21 protein-coding genes are annotated in these 14,895 nt (G+C 45.9%); 5 read left to right on the top strand and 16 right to left on the bottom strand.

Annotation, left to right across the window (positions count from 1 at the left end; genetic code table 11):
* Positions 1-58: 58 nt before the first annotated feature.
* From QUA38_RS03755 to QUA38_RS03745, 3 genes are all read right to left on the bottom strand, one after another.
* Positions 59-421 carry a DUF2493 domain-containing protein gene (locus tag QUA38_RS03755; RefSeq protein WP_333159325.1) on the bottom strand — a complete coding sequence of 121 codons (363 nt, stop codon included), beginning with the start codon at positions 419-421 and terminating at the stop codon, positions 59-61.
* 70 nt (positions 422-491) lie between these two features.
* The gene (locus tag QUA38_RS03750) at positions 492-986 is read right to left on the bottom strand and encodes a hypothetical protein (RefSeq protein WP_333159324.1); all 495 of its coding nucleotides are present in this window, start codon (positions 984-986) and stop codon (positions 492-494) included.
* Between the two features lie 65 nt (positions 987-1,051).
* Positions 1,052-1,432: a DUF4326 domain-containing protein gene (locus QUA38_RS03745; protein ID WP_333159323.1), complete on the bottom strand. Its 381-nt coding sequence runs from the start codon at positions 1,430-1,432 to the stop codon at positions 1,052-1,054.
* A gap of 764 nt (positions 1,433-2,196) precedes the next feature.
* Between QUA38_RS03745 and QUA38_RS03740 the strand changes: the two genes are divergently transcribed.
* Both QUA38_RS03740 and QUA38_RS03735 read left to right on the top strand, forming a co-directional pair.
* The gene (locus QUA38_RS03740) at positions 2,197-2,361 is read left to right on the top strand and encodes a hypothetical protein (protein WP_333159321.1); all 165 of its coding nucleotides are present in this window, start codon (positions 2,197-2,199) and stop codon (positions 2,359-2,361) included.
* A gap of 417 nt (positions 2,362-2,778) precedes the next feature.
* On the top strand, positions 2,779-3,471 hold the full coding sequence (locus QUA38_RS03735; protein ID WP_333159319.1) for a DUF4417 domain-containing protein: 693 nt from the start codon (positions 2,779-2,781) through the stop codon (positions 3,469-3,471).
* Positions 3,472-3,615: 144 nt separating this feature from the next.
* Here QUA38_RS03735 and QUA38_RS03730 read toward each other — a convergent pair whose 3' ends face one another.
* From QUA38_RS03730 to QUA38_RS03710, 5 genes are all read right to left on the bottom strand, one after another.
* Positions 3,616-4,545, bottom strand: a complete 930-nt coding sequence (locus QUA38_RS03730) for a DNA phosphorothioation-associated putative methyltransferase (RefSeq protein WP_333159318.1) — start codon at positions 4,543-4,545, stop codon at positions 3,616-3,618.
* Positions 4,546-4,623: 78 nt separating this feature from the next.
* The gene (locus QUA38_RS03725) at positions 4,624-5,079 is read right to left on the bottom strand and encodes a hypothetical protein (RefSeq protein ID WP_333159316.1); all 456 of its coding nucleotides are present in this window, start codon (positions 5,077-5,079) and stop codon (positions 4,624-4,626) included.
* A 131-nt stretch (positions 5,080-5,210) separates the two neighbouring features.
* Positions 5,211-6,077: a DUF5895 domain-containing protein gene (locus QUA38_RS03720; protein ID WP_333159314.1), complete on the bottom strand. Its 867-nt coding sequence runs from the start codon at positions 6,075-6,077 to the stop codon at positions 5,211-5,213.
* Between the two features lie 136 nt (positions 6,078-6,213).
* Positions 6,214-6,510 carry a hypothetical protein gene (locus QUA38_RS03715; RefSeq protein ID WP_333159313.1) on the bottom strand — a complete coding sequence of 99 codons (297 nt, stop codon included), beginning with the start codon at positions 6,508-6,510 and terminating at the stop codon, positions 6,214-6,216.
* 75 nt (positions 6,511-6,585) lie between these two features.
* On the bottom strand, positions 6,586-6,963 hold the full coding sequence (locus tag QUA38_RS03710; RefSeq protein WP_333159311.1) for a hypothetical protein: 378 nt from the start codon (positions 6,961-6,963) through the stop codon (positions 6,586-6,588).
* Positions 6,964-7,105: 142 nt separating this feature from the next.
* Between QUA38_RS03710 and QUA38_RS03705 the strand changes: the two genes are divergently transcribed.
* Positions 7,106-7,456, top strand: a complete 351-nt coding sequence (locus QUA38_RS03705; protein WP_333159309.1) for a hypothetical protein — start codon at positions 7,106-7,108, stop codon at positions 7,454-7,456.
* A 65-nt stretch (positions 7,457-7,521) separates the two neighbouring features.
* Here the strand turns inward: QUA38_RS03705 and QUA38_RS03700 are convergent, their stop codons facing one another.
* The 5 genes from QUA38_RS03700 to QUA38_RS03680 form a co-directional block, all read right to left on the bottom strand.
* Positions 7,522-7,833: a hypothetical protein gene (locus QUA38_RS03700; protein WP_333159307.1), complete on the bottom strand. Its 312-nt coding sequence runs from the start codon at positions 7,831-7,833 to the stop codon at positions 7,522-7,524.
* Positions 7,834-7,926: 93 nt separating this feature from the next.
* Positions 7,927-8,559, bottom strand: coding sequence for a hypothetical protein (locus QUA38_RS03695; RefSeq protein WP_333159305.1), 633 nt, complete (start codon positions 8,557-8,559; stop codon positions 7,927-7,929).
* 268 nt (positions 8,560-8,827) lie between these two features.
* Positions 8,828-9,250, bottom strand: a complete 423-nt coding sequence (locus tag QUA38_RS03690; protein WP_333159303.1) for a hypothetical protein — start codon at positions 9,248-9,250, stop codon at positions 8,828-8,830.
* Between the two features lie 137 nt (positions 9,251-9,387).
* Positions 9,388-10,218 (bottom strand): siphovirus Gp157 family protein, encoded by an 831-nt coding sequence (locus QUA38_RS03685; RefSeq protein WP_333159301.1) that lies wholly within the window; start codon positions 10,216-10,218, stop codon positions 9,388-9,390.
* Positions 10,219-10,359: 141 nt separating this feature from the next.
* Positions 10,360-10,695 (bottom strand): DUF3846 domain-containing protein, encoded by a 336-nt coding sequence (locus QUA38_RS03680; protein ID WP_333159299.1) that lies wholly within the window; start codon positions 10,693-10,695, stop codon positions 10,360-10,362.
* Positions 10,696-10,782: 87 nt separating this feature from the next.
* Here QUA38_RS03680 and QUA38_RS03675 point away from each other — a divergent pair, with 87 nt between their 5' ends.
* Together QUA38_RS03675 and QUA38_RS03670 are read left to right on the top strand one after the other, a co-directional pair.
* Positions 10,783-11,652 carry a DNA phosphorothioation-associated putative methyltransferase gene (locus QUA38_RS03675; protein ID WP_333159297.1) on the top strand — a complete coding sequence of 290 codons (870 nt, stop codon included), beginning with the start codon at positions 10,783-10,785 and terminating at the stop codon, positions 11,650-11,652.
* Positions 11,653-11,667: 15 nt separating this feature from the next.
* Entirely contained in the window at positions 11,668-11,937 is a 270-nt protein-coding gene (locus QUA38_RS03670; protein WP_333159295.1) for a hypothetical protein, read from the top strand.
* A gap of 229 nt (positions 11,938-12,166) precedes the next feature.
* Here the strand turns inward: QUA38_RS03670 and QUA38_RS03665 are convergent, their stop codons facing one another.
* From QUA38_RS03665 to QUA38_RS03655, 3 genes are all read right to left on the bottom strand, one after another.
* On the bottom strand, positions 12,167-12,409 hold the full coding sequence (locus tag QUA38_RS03665) for a hypothetical protein (RefSeq protein ID WP_333159293.1): 243 nt from the start codon (positions 12,407-12,409) through the stop codon (positions 12,167-12,169).
* Positions 12,410-13,112: 703 nt separating this feature from the next.
* The gene (locus tag QUA38_RS03660) at positions 13,113-14,108 is read right to left on the bottom strand and encodes a hypothetical protein (protein WP_333159291.1); all 996 of its coding nucleotides are present in this window, start codon (positions 14,106-14,108) and stop codon (positions 13,113-13,115) included.
* A gap of 76 nt (positions 14,109-14,184) precedes the next feature.
* Positions 14,185-14,895, bottom strand: a 711-nt coding sequence (locus QUA38_RS03655) for a DNA cytosine methyltransferase (protein WP_333159289.1), incomplete at its 5' end; no start/stop codon positions are given.

Here is a 14,895-nt window from a genome sequence, read left to right as displayed (position 1 = left end):
CTTTTTTCTTTTCTCTTCTTGTCTCTGAGCCTTTTAATGCCTTGCTCAGGGCAGTTTTCTAGGGGCGGTAGCGCACGATTCTCAGAGCCAATTTATATTGATTGGCTAGATTAATCATGTGCTGGGTTCCCCGCGACGAGCCATCCCAGAAAACGATGCAGTGAGTGGCATACTGCGCCATCGATTCGTTGCGCCGATAACCCGCTGATTTACCGTATCGGTTCCAATCTGCGGGCATTACCTTGAGCGCCATTCCTCGCGATTGGGCGTAGCGTTCGCCGAGGAGATCGGCACCCCGCGCTCCTCCAGATACTATTTCTATCTGGTCTGGAGAATAGCGCTGGAGGTACATATCCACCAGGCTTTCGAGCAGTTCGTAATCGTTGAAATCTCTTGAACCCGCGATGATTACTTTGAGCATTGTCTTTTCCTCCTGTTGTTAGTACAAAAAAAAGGTAGAGATGTTACTCTCTACCTCATCCCCAATCTCGTTAACTCAGTTGTTGTTTGTACTCGCTCCGCATTTTCCAAAATGTGATGCTGAAACGTTCTTGGCTGTGCCACAAGATTGCGTGGGGTGATTTACAGTTAAATTCATAGATATCTCCATCCTGCAAATCAATAACTTCCCGATTGTTGGGTAAACCAATCCCAAACTTTGCTTGTCCGAGATTCACTCCTCGTGCGATCGTTGTTGCGTAGTTGTGATCTCGATGCCAATCAATTTTCCCGTTGTAGGTTAACAATGCTATATCGCATCCTGGGAAAACTCGCTGAGCAAATTTCTGGATTCGATTGTCCGAATAAGCTGGATAAACTCGTGCATTGGTTTGGCGCAAATCACATTCGGCAAAGATCCACATTCTCATTCTGCCGGGAGCATAACGGGATACATCTCGGCTCATGTCCTGGATTCGTTCTCGACACCAATTCCTCAAATCCTCGATTGAATTCGGCTCTACTTTGTTGATGAACTTAACGGTCATTGTCTTTTTCTCCTTTGATTAGTTGATAAAAAAAAGCGAGGTCTTTCGACCCCGCTCAAAACCCCTTACAGGTCATTCTTATTCATCCATTCCAAACAGTTGACAATCACATCTCCGTGACACAACTCAGAATCTTGACACCAACAGGTCAACTCCAGAGAATCAAAATCCCATTTTGTGGTGAGTTTTTTGGCACTGGATTGCAAATACTTCAACTCATCCCACGCTGCATTTGGTTTCCCCGCCATACCTTCTTTTACTTGTTGCCAAAGCCATTGACGGTACGACTCAACTACCTGCTCGCGAGAATCGTGTTTGCCAATTACAAATGGATTTGCAAGAGGGCTTGGCTTTAATTGATAAGCTTTGTTTCCTCGTCCGATATAGACTCGATGTAGGGCATTGAATCCAAATACACCGTCTTTACCGCAAGTGCGTTCAAACATTTGACTTTTCCTCAGTCACTACACTTTTAGGAGACAGGGGAGCGAGGAAAAGTTAGATTTTGTTAGGCTTGCGTGAGCGTCAACTACTTCTAAGCTAATCCGGTAGTTGCGACCGTTTTGTTGGCTTCTCGCCCTGTGGTTAGTAGCAGTTGGCGAGTCTTCGAGCCTTACTGCTACTTAATACGGGGCGCGAAGCTTACAAAACTGCCAGCTACCCGATTAGCTTAGAAGTTGTCCGCGAGCCAAGTCTTACAAAATCTTGCTTAGGTCAAGGCTTAGAGTTTGCTCTTGAGAAGAGGTTAGAATTGGCAAGATTTCAGACGCCGACAACACGCCAAAATAAATAGAATAATTCGTTGTCGGCGTTTGAAATCTTAGCCAATTCTTAGCGAGTCGAAAGATTGCAAACTGTTACTTGCTCTCGGACGCTTACGGAGACTTAGCAAATACGGTTCGCTTACAAACTGCAAATTTTCACAGACTCACTTAGCGAATACGGTTTAGTTAGTGTCAGTTAGCGAGTCTTCGAGCTTACTGACACTTAGTAAAGCCTATTCGATTAGTGAGACTGTGAAAATTCCTTGCAGTTTGTTAGTGAAGCCTATTTGCTTAGTCGGAGTTAGTGTACGTGAGGCCTTGCACCGTTTCCGACCGCCTCTGTATACTGCCCAATGTAGTGACGGCCCAGCGGCCTGAGCGACCCCAAACAAATAAAAGCGAAGCAACATTATGGCGAGGAAGTTCGGGGGAGCAATTTCGCATTCATGCAAGAAATCCTCCCCCGAACTTCCGAGGAGTGTCTCCCCCCGAGGGGGCAGGGGGGGGCAACGCAAACCAAAGCGCAGCAACCGTTTGAGTTTCAAGTGCGATCGATAATGCGGGTAGTGAAGGTTTCCCGAATGTTTAGATTGCAGCGGGCGATCGTGTAGAACAATCGCTTCGGACGATCAAAAAAGTGCGATCGCGATCGACAACCATGATCCCGATATCACCAGGAGCGATCGTGGATGCAGACACGCCACTCGGTGCATGGATCTTCCCCCTATTCACCGATTCCTTGACTATAATTGTCCTAAAATAAGGCTAATTATTCTGCTAAAAGGGAACATCAGAAGTTCAAAAAAGGACAACCTACACTTTCCAAAACGCTTATTGTGATTGAAAACGAGCTTTTTTCTTCTGTGTTCAAAACTTTCGATAACTACCACATACGAAATATCATCGGTGAGTTTTAGTTTTCACCGTTAGCAGCAAGTAGCAGGCGAGGAGGAGAACATTAATAGAGGTGGTTTCCACGGTTTGCAGCAACTTGTAGAGCGGGTTACCAAAGGAAGAGCGAACGAACCATGTTACATCCAAAGCCAGAATCACTTTCGAGCGATCGTACTGAAGCGGGGAAGTTGCAAAGGAAGCTGCTGCGGGCGGGGGGTTTGGTATTCCCGGCCGATGATTGGGATGTACCCATGCTGATGCCCGAATGGCAAGCAACGGGGTTAGAGCTTCCCCTGGACGCTTGGGGGAGCAAAGCCAAGAAGCGGGGGACTACGGGAACGTTCCACTTTTACCAGGACGATTACAAATTTACGCAACTGCTCTCCAATCCGATGGCATTACCTGCCCTTTACCCCAAGGCAGCCTGTGAATTGAATTTCAGCACTGACTTGAATACACCCCTGGCTTACCTGATGGGATTGATTTATGCCAAGCGGTGGACAAGTCGGGTTTGGCAATCAGAAGCAGCGATTCGGATTTGGGTGGATGTTAATTTTGCTGCTGAACAAGCCGAGTGGCAACTGTTGGGAGTTCCCAAAGGATGGAGGGCTTACTCGACTAGGGGATGCGGCGATAACTTCCAGTACAACCTAGACCAGTGGGAGATGGCGTGTGAACGGGCCGAGACGAAGGAGATCGTGTTTTTGGTAGTGGGAGGTGGTAAGAAAATCAAGGAACAGTGTACCAAGCGCCATTGGATATGGGCTCCCAGCTTTTGGGAAAGGGCTACGGGTAAATTTGAGGGAGAAGGGCAAGGAGGAAAGTAAGGATGGGCGGCAGGAGTAGCGGGGGATGGGGCAATAAGTTTGAGGAAGCGCTTCAGAGGTTAGCGATGCTGGAAGAGAACCCGAATACTAAGGGAAAGTACGGCATCAAGCAAGTTAGACCGGGGCGTTGGTCTGTACTTCCTATTAGTTGGCGGGGGGTGACAAATCCATTTGGGTCATAGAAAAGTGAGCCATGAAACCTGGTTGGGGAGCCACTGTAACTTTAGTAGCGGTGGGTGCCGGTTCTTTGAGAACTTGCTGGATGTAATCGATTCGGGAGGTAAGGAAATCCAATTGTTCCCTGCGCTGCAATGCTTTAGCTGCTTCCTTGAATTCGGGAGACTCAACCGTTCCCAAATGAACTACAAAGCTCTTGCCCTTTTTACCGAGCAAATCTCGATTGGGAGAGCGCAATCGATAATAAGTTCGATCGCTATTGCTGGGTGAATAATCCTCAATGTAAGCACCTTGGGGCAGTAAAGTTTGACACCCCAACCGATAGCGCTGTTTCTTGTAATTGGCTAGCAAGCGGTGAAGTTCGGAAGGTGGAGTATTGTAAGCGGTTAGGACTTTCGAGGGAACCTTGGGAATAGCCCAAATGCAGTTTTCTAGACGCACTAAATCGCATCCCAATATTGCTTGCAGGTAAGCTTTTCCCGCTGTGGCGGAGTAGTGCTTTTCAAAGGTGTTCCACTTAGTGATGATGCCATCATTGAAGCGGGGTGCTGAATCTTTAGCCTTACCCGATAGCAATCCCACGATGAGATATTTCTGAGCTAAGTTCCAGGCAGCAACCAACACTTGTTCGCGTTCTGCTGGGTCTTCGATTACCGACAATACGAAGTTGAGCATTACCGCATCAGCAGGCAATGGAGTTGAATTGGGGAAATAGTACGGGTCGTAACGGCTGATTACGGGATATCCCATTACACTCAACCGTTCTGCATCTTGCCCGTAACCGCAACCGTAATCGGTGATGGTAGTTTCTGGGGTAATGAACCCAAAGTCAATCGCTCTTTGGCAAGGTCGCGATAGTTTATGACGGTTGATAGCTGCTTTGTGGCGGTGTAGCATTGTGTTTTGCGTTGGGTGCGCTGATTCATCAACTAATACAATTGTATCTCCCAGGACTAGCCTGGGAGCAGGACTCAATTAGTAGGGAATATCATCGGTTGCCCAAGTATCTGTTACCTGATTGCTAACATCCCAAGAGCTAACATTTTTGAGGTTTTTGGGAGTCACCACTGCGGGAATTACCGATACTTTAGCTTCAACATTGCGCCTTTCCCAAGAACGGCGGTTGTATGCTTTGAGTTCCTCCAAGTCCATGCCCCACTTTTGGGTAGCATAACTCACCAATTGTTCCAGAGTAAAGCGCTTATCGTCGGGAGTCCCGAATACTTCTGCAAACTTAGCTTTGTAGGCATCCCAGGAGAATACATCACCCTGGGCTAATTTAGATTTCCTGAGTGCTCGCCCTTGCAGTTCTCGGATAGCATAATACACGCTTTCCCACTCTTTCTCGGAGTAATCTTTGACGGTAAAATCATCACCAAAAGCTGCATCAAAGTTAGGGGATTGGGGTTGTTTGGCAGTTGTACGAGCCATAGTAGACCTCTGATTCGTTGTTTTCACTCCAAGCGGTAGCCGTTTTGTTATGGTTTTCTGTGTTTTTTAAGTGTTTTAGTTATGGGGAATTGCAGTTACATCGAAGTTACTCAATTCCCCAAAAGTAAGGATTAGCTCTCAGATAAAGCTAAAGGTGGAGATGATGAAAATTGGAGTGCGGGGATGGTCAAAGGGCGCTCTGGTTCCAAGGCTTCCCAAGTCCATTTTTTTGTGGATTGGTCATAACCTAGGAAGTGCTGTTTCCAAGTTTCTAGGGTAGGTTTTGTGTGCGAGGTAACGTAACAGCAGGGTGATTTCTTTTTCTCTCCCACGATTTGGCGCTCTACCTCGAACTCAAACACGCACAAGCTCTTGAAAGCAGCATTCTTGGGTTTGGCGGCAATGCCGTTTTCGAGGGCATGGCACGCTGTAATCTCGGTGCAGAATTGTTGCCAGTGTTTGCTAAAACTAGCTTGATTCGCTCCCTTGGCTTTGTAGCTTAAAGGAATTGAATGCAGGGGTTGGTTTTGCGAATTGACCAAGAATACTTGGAATAACTGGATGTTGCTGATGCGCTCGTTTTCCTTGGCTATGCGATCGTACAAGCCCAGGATTACTGTCTGTTGGAGCTTTTCGCTTTCATCTCGGTGAAAAGCAAGTACGGGTGTTTTCTGACAAACAATCATCCGGGGTTGGCGAATAAGGATTCCTTGCTCGACCTCTCCTGAATTAAAGGTGTACTCGATTAGCTGGGATTCATCGAAATTTAGCCAACCTGCTTGTGCCATTTGATCCGCAGTGATGAAGTAGCCACAATGTTCTAGATTCGATTCTCCCCGCACTGCTTGAATGCGCGGTAGACGAGCTTCGGGGTCTACGAAATCAGGACTGGCAAACTCATCGCGCTCGATGGTAGGTTCTACCATTTCGGGAGCGGGCATTACTTCGGATTGGATAGCTGCATCGAATTGAACATTTGTATCGGATTTCTTAGCCATGAGAAAGCCTCCTATTTTTCACCCCAGCGAAAGCCTTTTACTTTCACTTTCATTGATTGTTAGTTATTGATACTTGATGTTAAAGAACCCCAAATAAACTTGATTACTTGGGGCTGTTCTCTCCCTCTATCTCTGGCTATTGCAGGTGTACTGGATTTACCACAAGTGCGCCATATTCTTCGCCTTCTGGGATGAAGTCTTCAACCAAAGTTCCGTTTACTTTGACTGTGGGTACTGGGCCTTGATTGGTTTTTACTTTGTGATACTCACAACGCACGGCTTCTCTTGCTTTATCCTGCAAGATGGTAATACAGGTATCTTCATCTTCTTCTGGGCCTATTTGTGCCCACAACGAGCAACTTAGGTCAACTGAATTGAAGTTACCTAAGTTAAATTTGCGGGTATACACCACGGCTATTGTTCTGATGTTCATGGGTTTACTCTATGTGGTAATGTTGCACCCCAAGCCATAGCAATTACTTGGGAGTTTTGTTGATTATTGATGCTGTTAGAAATGGTTTGATTCAAAATCATAAGCTTGGGGATTCGGGGTAATCTTGTCCTCCATCAACCACTTGGTTTCTCCTTGTCCCATCAAAGCTTTGACTCCGTAGTACCAAACTGGTTCAGCCATCAAAGAGCCGTGCTGCCACCTGGGGGCGTAGAGTTCGATGCCAAAGATGCGCTTTTCTTCCCAATCATCAACGGGTAAATCTGGGATAATCATCCACACTTTTTGACCGATGGAGTATGCCGGGGGGGGGATTATCCACTCGTCTGAGTCTGCTGCAACTTCGAGGCAACACCGCAACTCGATGGTTTGAGTAGTTAATGGAATGCGGTAAGGCTTGGGCAATTGAATTGGTTTGTCGGGTTGAATTAACATGGCAATTATTGGCTAGTTTCACCCCAAGCGATAGCCATTACTTTGAGATTTTATGGTTCATTTAAATTAGGATTTATCGATAACTTAATTCACTTCAATAAAAGGGCTAACGCTTTGGTTGAAAACCAGATTAATCAAAGCCATGAATCAGAATCAACCCGGCTGCTACTTAATCCACTGGCAACCCGCCATTGGTAATCTAACTAATCCCAGAGGCACGGCATCCCATTATTTGGGCAGCACTAAGAAACCCGTGGGCGATCGCTTGAGGGAACACAAATCTAAAGTGGGAGCTCGCATCACCAAAGCTGCGGTGGAACAAGGGCGGGAGTTAATGTTGGTGAGGACTTGGCGCGGGGGATGGCATCGGGAACGGGAACTTAAAAAGCTCCACAACAACCGATTACTCTGCCCTATCTGCAATCCCCGGCGCGATCGCAAACACCATAAATCGAAGACGCACAAGAGTTGTGGAGCCGCAGGGAAAGATTAGCGATCGCTTGGTGGTATTAGATGAAGCAACTAGGCTGCGTTTCTGAATTTAATACTCTTTACTTTTTAAAATAGACTGAGTTGCCCCTCGCTTACAGGACATTTGCGAGGGCGCTTGGGGAGCCCGCTGCGCCACCCCGGATAAGTTTCTGCCGGCCATCCCGTGCTGATAAAGTGGGGAATCTTGGCAACTTCTTGGAGCCATGTTCTGTAGGGAGTATATTTCCTGAAGCCAAAGGGAAAGCGCTCCCTAGATACCCATTTCTTTGCTGCTTTGCCTTCTAGGGTTTCTCCCATGAGCAAGCATTGAGCTTCGTACTCTAACAAAGCGCTGGCAATGCTATAAATTGCTTTATCCCTCCAAGTTAATCGCTTCATGGGCTAACTCCGATTGGACTACACTATGAGTGTTTTATACCCATGACGAGGCTGTAATATCGATACTTTCTCGGCATGGATTATTTAGATTATTTAGTTGTTCTCTAATTGCTGCTGTTGCTTCTTACCTTCTGAGATTCTACGCTTCAGGGTGTCTAATGCCATTATCGCTGTCCAATTACCCCGATTAGCTAATTGGATATATTGCTGTATCAATTCTTCGGTGATTTGTTGGTCTAACCACTGCACCAATTCTACGGTTGCTTGGCGGGCTTGGGGATTGGTGTTGCCGAACATCTCGAACATTCCCAACTTCTGCATTTGCTCTAAGGTCATATTCTCTACGGCTTTTACGGCTTCTTCAAACTCTTGCTCTGAGAAGGTTGGTGACTCTTTGGGATGCTGCTGTAACAGAAAGTAATCGATTTTTTTGTACGCGCCGACATACATTTTATGGCTAACTGTGTCGCATAAAATAGCGTGTTCGGGCATTTCATCATCGGAGCCTAAATTGTAAGGCTCTAAGTGAATAGCGAGGGCCATGTGTTCTATGAGGGGCGCGTATACTGCGTAGTAACTAAACGTAGCCATTGCCCTACCATTGCTCCATGTGGCTTTGCTTCCTTGGTAGTAAAGAGCAAAGTATTGACTGTTGCTGACTCCCACCATTTCTGGTAACATGGGCGGCATGGGTACAGGTAATTCGATAAAGTGCGTTCCTATCATTGGGGTGACTCCTGATTTAGTTCAATAGAGAGAAAACAACCTTCAGCTTTATGGGGTAAGGCTTTAACCCCATTCATGCCTTGGGTTCTCACAATAATTTCCTCTGCTTCATCTAACAACGCAAACGAGTTGAAAAAAATTACGATTCGGGCTTCGTTTTTATGATGCTTTAAGCTGTACCCTCGTTCGTGATGGCAAGGGTTACGGCATTTCACGAAACCAGCTTTTCTGAGACAATTGTGAAATTTTCTGGTCATTTTAGAGTGTCCTATTCAAATAAGAATGGCGCTTTATCATCATCTTGATGATTCTTGGCATATTCGATGTCTACCTGCTTTCTGAGTAGGTCAAACTCATCAAATAAGTCAGTGCGGACGTAGGTGTTGCTTTTTCGGCTCGACAGCTTGTAATAGGCGTGTTGCCATTCGGTAAAGGTATTCAAGGATGCAGTGTGGTGCAATAACCAATCGCAGTTATTGAGGTGCTTAAATCCCCACTTTTCATCAGTCCATTCGGTGCTAGAATCTTTGCCGTACCAGCATACGTACACCGCTCCAGGCAATCCTTTTAACAGCACTATGTCGTAGAGATTCCAAGCTTTTGTGTATTCATGGCACAGTTCCTCGTTGATGCACTCTCCGCATTCATCCAAGCCCATTTGAGCGCAATCTAACCCTAAGTTGCAGTGCATTGTGTCACCTCTAACTTGCTATTGTTTCTACACTAGCGATAGCAATTATTTTTAAGTTACCTTTGTTTTTATATTAACATTAAAGCCTGATAGTATCGCTTTGTTACTAAGGATAATGTCAGGCTTTAATGCTAAGATTACCGAACTCTCAAATGAGTTTCCCTTTCTCCGAATTGTGCAACTCGTTGAGCTTCGATATCTCCCGCTTCTAGGGCTTGTCGGATAGCCGAATTATCGGGTGATACTTCAATGCGTTGAAACTGGGGAGGAAGTTGTTCTACTTCACAAATTAGTTTGAGAGGTAAGACTCCGCCGTTGTTGCTGATAGTTAAACTAAAGCGGTGCAGGCTTAGTTTCTTGACACCTTGGGATTCAAGGCAAATCTTAAGTTGTTGCTTCATCCACTCCACTCGTTTGCTATCGGTAGCTGCGAGTTTACTCAGACGTTCTGCTTCAGCCTTACGTTGTTTGCTTAAGGCATGGCGGTTGGTAATGGCAGCGCAATAGTTATCAATTTTGATGAGCCATTGGTCGTAGGTGCCATCCCGCTGTTCGAGAAGTTGTTGCACCGCTGCTTCTAATTCGGGTGTGATTTCTTCACCTTCAATGCTGTCGATTAGTTCATCCAATTCTTCCAATTGGACAGTGAGTTGATGTAATGATTTACCGCGTACTCGTTCTTTTTCTCGGTGCGCTTCACAACGACTGGAGATTAGAGCGCGTTGCTCTGGATTCATGTGCTGCCACGCTTGCTGCACAATGGAGTCGGATTCACGAGTATCGGGAGTGTCGTGCTGTGCCACTAATTGAGCTTTAAGGGCGGTCAGTGGTTCTATTCCCTGTTCTGATGCTGCTAGTAATTGAGTGCAAATGCCATCCAATAAGGAAGTGTTGGGCGTAGATTCAATTAATGCAGTGGAGGTAGGAGATTCTAGGGATGCGGTTGGTTGTGTCTTCTTTCTGGGCATGATGTGTTTCCTATTGTTCTAATTGTTTTCACAAGAAAGCGATAGCCATTTTGTTTTCCTTTTGTTACCTATTCTTTATGGGTAATTAGGTAACTTTCACATGGTGGAGTTGCCCCAAGTAATAACTTGAGGCAGCCTTGGTTAGGCAAAAACTACCACAGTCAGATTAGCGACGACTAATTGAAACTGAGCTTCGGTTAACCCTATGGTTTCACCAGCTTCTGTAGAGGCAGCAGCAATTACTTGACCGCATAGTGCAATACTTCGGCGGGTGATGCAGGTTAAGGGCAATTGTTTGATTGAGAATTCCTCATCGCAGATTAAATCGATGTTGGGGTCAGTGAATTGATCGCGCACGTATTCGATTAAGGCATCTTCACCTTCAACGCCTACTCGGTTTTGCAGGTCTGCCAGTTCCCACTTTTCGGCAACTTCTAGTCTGTGGATTCCAGTGTTGTTAATCAAAGCGTAGAGCATAGGTAACTCCCTATTATTTACACCCCAGCGCTAGCCATTTTATTTAAATTATTTGTATATTTAGATTATTATTAATTGGATGCTGCGATGACACAAACAAACTTGGAAAATGTCATAATACCCAGACACAAAGCTGCTCTAAAACGCCAGGAATTGAGCTTACCGATAGCTGCTGCTGTTGATGGGGGAATTCTGTTACCTCATCACACGCACTTGGATTATGGATGCGGTCGCGGTGACGACGTTCGCTTCCTCCAAGCAATGGGTTTTCGCTCTAAGGGATACGACCCTTACTACTTTCCCCGCACTGTCAAAAGAGCGGTTGATGTTGTCACCCTGCTTTACGTTCTGAGCACCATTGAAGTTCCCATGCTTCGGTGTGAAGTGCTCTATCACGCTTACCAACTCGCTCGACAGACTCTGGTGGTTAGCGCTATCACCGGGCGATCGACAAACCACGTGGGAACCCCTTACAACGATGGCGTGATTACGCGGTGGGGTACGTTTGAGAAGTGCTATTCCCACACCGAACTCAAACACTTAATTGAAGATACTTTGGGTGTACCTGCACGTTACCTGGCTCACAATACCTACATTGTTTCTCATAACTCTCATGCTCTTCCTTTGATAATCCACAGCAGCGATCGCTCTTACTTAGCACAATGCCGCTCTCTACTTCATTCCCAGCAGCAGGAATTGAAGAGTGCTTGGATTCCTCCCGCTGATGCCATCATTGAAAAGCATTCCTCCATCCAGAAAGGCAAGCGCTATTACTATTTCAGGTTGAAGTCTCGTTCTCGTTCTCTCCCCAACGGCAAGCTAACCATGCACCTGGGCAATGCTACCAACGAATGCTACTTGGATGCTGTGCAAGCGATGGAGCGCAGGGACTTACTCCGCATCAGCGAACGGAGGTTGCTTCGGATTGAAGCTATACTTGATGGGATGAGCGAATGATGGGAGGATAGAGCCATGACTAATGTTATTTCGATGAAAGAGTGGATACCGGGGTGGGTAAAAGATGCCTACCTCACTGAAGATGAAATTGCTACTTTTGAGGAAGAAGCCCGCCAATCTCAGTTAAAACAAGAAGATGCTGAGAGTGTTTTGGATAATCAAGGTGTGTTAGTTAGGGAAGCAGTAACCAAGTTAGAATCCATAGACCGACTTAGTTTAGAAAAATGGTTACATCGCATTCCTGCTGAATTGTTGGTGGAATTAGTAGAGAAATCACAACACTAAGAATAAGAAAAATTAATAAAATGGCTTACGCCGTGTTTGTAAATAAATAGTAATTCAAAGGTTATGGGGGATACAACACGTCTTGGATGAACGGCTGTTCGTTTTAGTGAAAAACTAAAAGTATACACCCAAACCGGATAATGTAGCTTGGTGTATACACTTGTTTGGCAAAGTAATTAGGAAGTTGCTATCAGTTTCTATGAGAGAGCCATAGTATACACCAAGGTTTCTAATAAAGTTTGGTGTATACTGCTTGTTTGCAAAGTAACAAAAGAGTTACATCCACTTCATTGCTCGCATGGCAGCATACACCCAGCGTCCCTGCTGCTCTCGATTCAAGGTAAGTCATCCCCGCTTCAACATTGCCCTTGCCTTGAAAATATCGATTATTGAATCCTGCTAAGCCACCGCACACTCTGCCGTGCTCGTTAGTGGCTCTACCTCCTTCAAGCTTCACTATCCACACATTCATGGTTAGCCGATCGGGCTAAAACAAGGGGTAAGACCCCTTATTGCACCTTGATCGCTGTTGGGTTTCTATGCTGTGTATGCCTTTGACAAGAAACCATATCAGCAGTCAAGGCGATCAAGGCACATTGTAGGGTCTTGCCCCTCATTATGCTGCGATCGCCTTCTAATTCCTTTGTGGTATATGGGTTTGAGCAAAAGCGATCGGGGTGATCAGGGCGATCGGGCACTCCTACCCTTTTTTTTAAAGGGGGTGTCTTGTGAATTGAAAACTACCCCTACCCCTTTATTTTTTTGGGGAGTAGTACCCCGATCGCCCTGATCACCCTGATCACACACTTCAAACCATTGATTTTGCGTAGTGTTTAGAGTGATCAGGGCATAATGAGGGGTAAGACCCCACAACGTACCCCGATCGCTTGGTTATTGCTCAAACCCTTGATTTAGCGTGGTATGTTAGCTGATCAGGGTAATATGATGGGTAAGACCCCACACTCTACCCCGATCGCCTTGTTACTTAAAATAAGGGGTAAGACCCCTCGTTTGTATGGGGGGCATCAAACGCAGAAATAATCTCCGCACCTACGAATAGAGAAAGATGCGGATTGAATGGGTGGTTGATGGTGAAAAAGTTAGAGAGACATCAAAAAACTAAGAGACGGCAAAGAAAGAGCTACCGCCTTGTTTGAAAAAGACGGGGCAATCAATCACAGTTGCCTACCCAGTACCTCAGTAACTATTGCAGCTACTCCTAACTTATTGGTAATGGCTTCCCTAACTTTAGGGAGTTTACCCACAGGAATGTGGATGCTCTTCACCTTCCACTTGCCCTCTGCTTTAACTTTGTAGCGATAGTGGTTAACCATGCTTTCTCCCTTCCAAAAGCTATACACCAAGCCATTGCCACCCTGAACTACAGGAGTTTGGTGTATACTCTCGGCTAATGAATAGTTGGTTGCATTACTATCACTTTGATTGCCATCACTGGGGTATACACCAAGACTAGATGTTGAGCTTTGGTGTATACTCTCGACTGGCAAAGAGATTGGGGTGTTGGTATTAGCTTGCTTGCCGTTGTTTGGGTATACGCCAGGAACTGTGTGATGGTTGGGTAAGGCTTGGTGTATACCATCAATTGATAAATTAAAGGCAGAGTTTCTGTTAGTTACCAGCTCAATTATCGGGTATACACCAAGGGGAGCTAATGAGGCTTGGTGTATACTCTTGTTTGTTGATATGATGGGTAAGTTGCTATTAGTAGTGCTGTCAGAATCAAAAGATACAACTACAGGAGCTAATTGAGCTTGATGTACACTCTCGATTAGCGAAGTAGCCTCACAGTTGCTATCAGGTGTAGTTTCAAAGTCAGAGTATATACCAAGCAGTTCGGCAGTATTGGTTGATGCTACTTGACTCACTGCCACAAATTCAAAGCGAATTACCCAAACTTCCTGACTGCTGTTGCCTTTAAAGTATTGCTGGATAAACTCTGCGACAGAGGAACACATTCCCCCTTCAGCCTCCAAATCTTCCTGGGGCATGGCTGCAAGCGACTCTTTGTAGGGAGCACAAAGCAACCGACACCAACCAATTTGCTTGCCTCCATAGCGGATATCTTTATCCAAAGCTTTGATTAGCTTATTCTGCTCGAAAGCATTGATAAATTTATGGGCGTGGCTGTCTTTCCAGCATCGGCGTGTCACCGTTTTGCAAGTAAGATATGGCAGGGTTTTGCCGAAGCTAATGCTTAGCCCAGATAATGCAAACTCAGTAGCGTTTTCAATCGATAATTCCGAAGGCTTTGGCAAGATGCTGCACCCGTTTGAGGGCAATGTAACCTTGTCCAGGCATGATTGTTTTGGCAAAAAGGTATCTGGCTCGGATTCTACCTTTGGTTTTACTTTTGACTCCAAAGTCCGAGATAGTGATGTTCTGGTTGCGAGGCAATCTGTCCAGCCCAGGGGGAATCCGAATATCAACTCCATTCCCATTGCGGATAAATAATGGGATGGGGAAATGATGCCGAGCTTTCTGAGCGATTGTTCGCACTTCGTTAGCCCAGCCGGTCTGGAATTGGTGCTCGTGTTGCTGCTGTGCAAAGTTCTGAAGGTAAGCGATGATAAAGACTCGGTTTCTTTGGTGTCCAGCTCCCACTTCCTTTGCCGATAGGAGGAGCGGGTCTTGGACACAATATCCTGCCATTCGTAAAGAGGCAACGACTTCTCTACCTCCTCGGACGAGCAAGCCTTCTGGATTTTCGACAACCACAAAGCTGGGTCTAGCTTCGAGGATAATTCTGAGCATTTGCCACCACAAACTTGATTCTGGATGAGCCAATCCTCCTCGCTTTCCGGCATTGCTTGTCCCGGTGCAAGGGAATCCTCCCCAGATGCAATCGTATTGTCCTGGGGCTGCGCTAAAAGTTCGGATGTCGCTGTGAATCGGGATGTGGGGATAGTGCTGTCGGAGTACATATTGAGCATCCTCATC

The sequence above is a fragment of the Microcoleus sp. Pol12B4 genome, assembly GCF_036701385.1.
Taxonomy (GTDB): Bacteria; Cyanobacteriota; Cyanobacteriia; order Cyanobacteriales; family Microcoleaceae; genus Microcoleus.
This window is presented reverse-complemented; position numbering and strand designations above follow the sequence as displayed.

Bases quoted from the DNA above. Each gene is read 5' to 3' on its own strand.
- QUA38_RS03665 (WP_333159293.1), bottom strand. From the start codon at position 12,409: ATGAATGTGTGGATAGTGAAGCTTGAAGGAGGTAGAGCCACTAACGAG.
- QUA38_RS03690 (WP_333159303.1), bottom strand. From the start codon at position 9,250: ATGCACTGCAACTTAGGGTTAGATTGCGCTCAAATGGGCTTGGATGAA.
- QUA38_RS03675 (WP_333159297.1), top strand. From the start codon at position 10,783: ATGACACAAACAAACTTGGAAAATGTCATAATACCCAGACACAAAGCT.
- QUA38_RS03740 (WP_333159321.1), top strand. From the start codon at position 2,197: ATGCAAGAAATCCTCCCCCGAACTTCCGAGGAGTGTCTCCCCCCGAGG.
- QUA38_RS03750 (WP_333159324.1), bottom strand. From the start codon at position 986: ATGACCGTTAAGTTCATCAACAAAGTAGAGCCGAATTCAATCGAGGAT.
- QUA38_RS03680 (WP_333159299.1), bottom strand. From the start codon at position 10,695: ATGCTCTACGCTTTGATTAACAACACTGGAATCCACAGACTAGAAGTT.
- QUA38_RS03685 (WP_333159301.1), bottom strand. From the start codon at position 10,218: ATGCCCAGAAAGAAGACACAACCAACCGCATCCCTAGAATCTCCTACC.
- QUA38_RS03720 (WP_333159314.1), bottom strand. From the start codon at position 6,077: ATGGCTAAGAAATCCGATACAAATGTTCAATTCGATGCAGCTATCCAA.
- QUA38_RS03745 (WP_333159323.1), bottom strand. From the start codon at position 1,432: ATGTTTGAACGCACTTGCGGTAAAGACGGTGTATTTGGATTCAATGCC.
- QUA38_RS03715 (WP_333159313.1), bottom strand. From the start codon at position 6,510: ATGAACATCAGAACAATAGCCGTGGTGTATACCCGCAAATTTAACTTA.
- QUA38_RS03735 (WP_333159319.1), top strand. From the start codon at position 2,779: ATGTTACATCCAAAGCCAGAATCACTTTCGAGCGATCGTACTGAAGCG.
- QUA38_RS03710 (WP_333159311.1), bottom strand. From the start codon at position 6,963: ATGTTAATTCAACCCGACAAACCAATTCAATTGCCCAAGCCTTACCGC.
- QUA38_RS03755 (WP_333159325.1), bottom strand. From the start codon at position 421: ATGCTCAAAGTAATCATCGCGGGTTCAAGAGATTTCAACGATTACGAA.
- QUA38_RS03725 (WP_333159316.1), bottom strand. From the start codon at position 5,079: ATGGCTCGTACAACTGCCAAACAACCCCAATCCCCTAACTTTGATGCA.
- QUA38_RS03700 (WP_333159307.1), bottom strand. From the start codon at position 7,833: ATGAAGCGATTAACTTGGAGGGATAAAGCAATTTATAGCATTGCCAGC.
- QUA38_RS03705 (WP_333159309.1), top strand. From the start codon at position 7,106: ATGAATCAGAATCAACCCGGCTGCTACTTAATCCACTGGCAACCCGCC.
- QUA38_RS03730 (WP_333159318.1), bottom strand. From the start codon at position 4,545: ATGCTACACCGCCACAAAGCAGCTATCAACCGTCATAAACTATCGCGA.
- QUA38_RS03670 (WP_333159295.1), top strand. From the start codon at position 11,668: ATGACTAATGTTATTTCGATGAAAGAGTGGATACCGGGGTGGGTAAAA.
- QUA38_RS03695 (WP_333159305.1), bottom strand. From the start codon at position 8,559: ATGATAGGAACGCACTTTATCGAATTACCTGTACCCATGCCGCCCATG.